Here is a 2,157-nt window from a genome sequence, read left to right on the forward strand (position 1 = left end):
CGTGAGCGCGCGCTGGGGCGCATGCGCGACGGCGGGTTCCTCTGCGACAGCGCGGACGTGGCCGATGACGACGACAACGAGGCCCGGCCGCCCGCGGACGGTGTTCCCGTCGCCGAGGGCCCGCCGACCGTGCTCCCGCGCGCGACCTACACCGACATCTACGGTCCCACGGTCGGGGACCGACTGACGTTGGCGGACACGGTGTTGACCGTCGAGGTCACGGTTGATCACAACGCCGTCACCACCGACGGGTCGTCCGGCTACGGCGAGGAGGCCGTCTACGGCGGCGGCAAGGCGATCCGGGACGGCATGGCGCAGGACCCGGCCGGCACGCGGGCCTCGGGCGCGCTCGACCTGGTGATCACCGGGGCCACGATCCTCGACGCCGTGATCGGCGTGGTCAAGGGCGACATCGGGGTGCGCGACGGCCGGATCGTGGCCGTGGGCAAGGCCGGTAACCCGCACCTGCAGGACGGTGTGCACCCCGACCTGGTGATCGGGCCCGGCACGGAGGTGGTGGCGGGCGAGCACAAGATCGTCACCGCCGGGGGAGTGGACACCCACATCCACTTCATCGCCCCACAGCAGGTGGACGAGGCCCTGTCCAACGGGGTGACCACCATGTTCGGCGGAGGGACCGGCCCGTCCGAGGGCACCAAGGGGACCACGTGCACGCCGGGCGCCTGGAACATCGGCCGGATGCTGCAGGCCGCCGACGGGCTGCCGGTGAACATCGGGATCCTGGCCAAGGGCAACACCTCACAGCCCGAGTCGGCGGTCGAGCAGATCGTGGCCGGAGCGGCGGGACTGAAGATCCACGAGGACTGGGGGACCACCCCGGCGACCATCCGCTGCGTGCAGGAGGTCGCCGACCAGTACGACGTGCAGGTCGCGATCCACACCGACACCCTCAACGAGTCCGGCTTCTACGAGGACACCCGCGCCGCGTTCGGCGACTCGACCATCCACACCTTCCACTCCGAGGGCGCCGGCGGCGGCCACGCGCCCGACATCCTGCGGGTGTGCGGCGAGCCCAACGTCCTGCCCGCCTCCACCAACCCGACGCTGCCGTACACGGTGAACTCGGTCGACGAGCTGCTCGACATGGTGATGGTCTGCCACCACCTGTCGCACGACATCCCCGAGGACGTGAGCTTCGCCGACTCCCGCGTGCGGGCGGAGACCATCGCCGCCGAGACCGTGCTGCACGACGAGGGGATCATCTCGATCTTCTCCTCCGACTCCCAGGCCATGGGCCGGATCGGGGAGTCGTGGCAACGGGCGTTCCAGACCGCCCACCACTGCCGGGTCGAGCGCGGGCCGCTGCCCGAGGACGTGGTCGCGTCCCCCGACGGTCAGGGCGGGGCGCGCAACGACAACGAGCGGGTCCTGCGCTACGTCGCCAAGATGACCATCAACCCCGCCATCGCCGCGGGAATCGCCGATCACCTGGGCTCGATCGAACCCGGGAAGCTCGCGGACCTGGTGGTGTGGCCGGTCGACTCGTTCGCCGCCAAGCCGTCGCTGGTGATCAAGGGGGGAATGATCGTGTGGGCGCCGATGGGCGACCCGAACGCGTCCCTGCCCACCCCGCAGCCCGTGATCTACCGCCCGATGTTCGGCGCGTACGGCGGGGCCATGCAGTCCACTCGCGTGACGTTCCTGTCCGCGGCGGCGATCGAGGCCGGCGTCCCGGAGCAACTGGGCCTGACCTCGCCGTGCCTGCCCGTGCGCGGGTGCCGGGGGATCGGCAAGAAGGACATGGTCCGCAACGACCGCTGCCCGAAGATCGAGGTGGACCCCGACACGTACGTGGTGACCGTCGACGGCGAGCCCGCCACCATCGCCCCGGCCACCACGCTGCCGCTGGCCCAGCTGCACTACCTGGCATGAGCGGCACCGATCTGTCGCGGCTGCTGCTCGCGTTGCAGTTCACCGACTCGTCCTTCCCCTCCGGGATGTACACCCTGTCCCACGGGCTCGAGGGGCTGGCCCAGCGCGGGGAGGTCGACGCCCGGCGCCTACCGGAGGTGCTGCACTCGATGCTGCGCCACGCCATCGGCCCGGCGGACTCGGTCGCGCTCGCGCTCGCGTGGGCGGCTACCCGCGAGCACGGGGGCCGTGACACGGACGCACTGCTGGACGCGGTGACCCGCA

2 protein-coding genes are annotated in these 2,157 nt (G+C 71.4%); both read left to right on the forward strand.

Annotated elements, in window-relative coordinates:
- The coding region (gene ureC, locus G6017_RS11185) for an urease subunit alpha (RefSeq protein WP_524536288.1) at positions 1 to 1,893 on the forward strand (1,893 nt) is incomplete at its 5' end.
- On the forward strand, positions 1,890 to 2,157 hold a 268-nt coding region (locus tag G6017_RS11190; RefSeq protein WP_524536289.1), incomplete at its 3' end, for an urease accessory UreF family protein. The genes ureC and G6017_RS11190, both read left to right, overlap by 4 nt.

The sequence above is a fragment of the Dietzia sp. B44 genome, assembly GCF_014145245.1.
GTDB lineage: Bacteria > Actinomycetota > Actinomycetes > Mycobacteriales > Mycobacteriaceae > Dietzia > Dietzia natronolimnaea.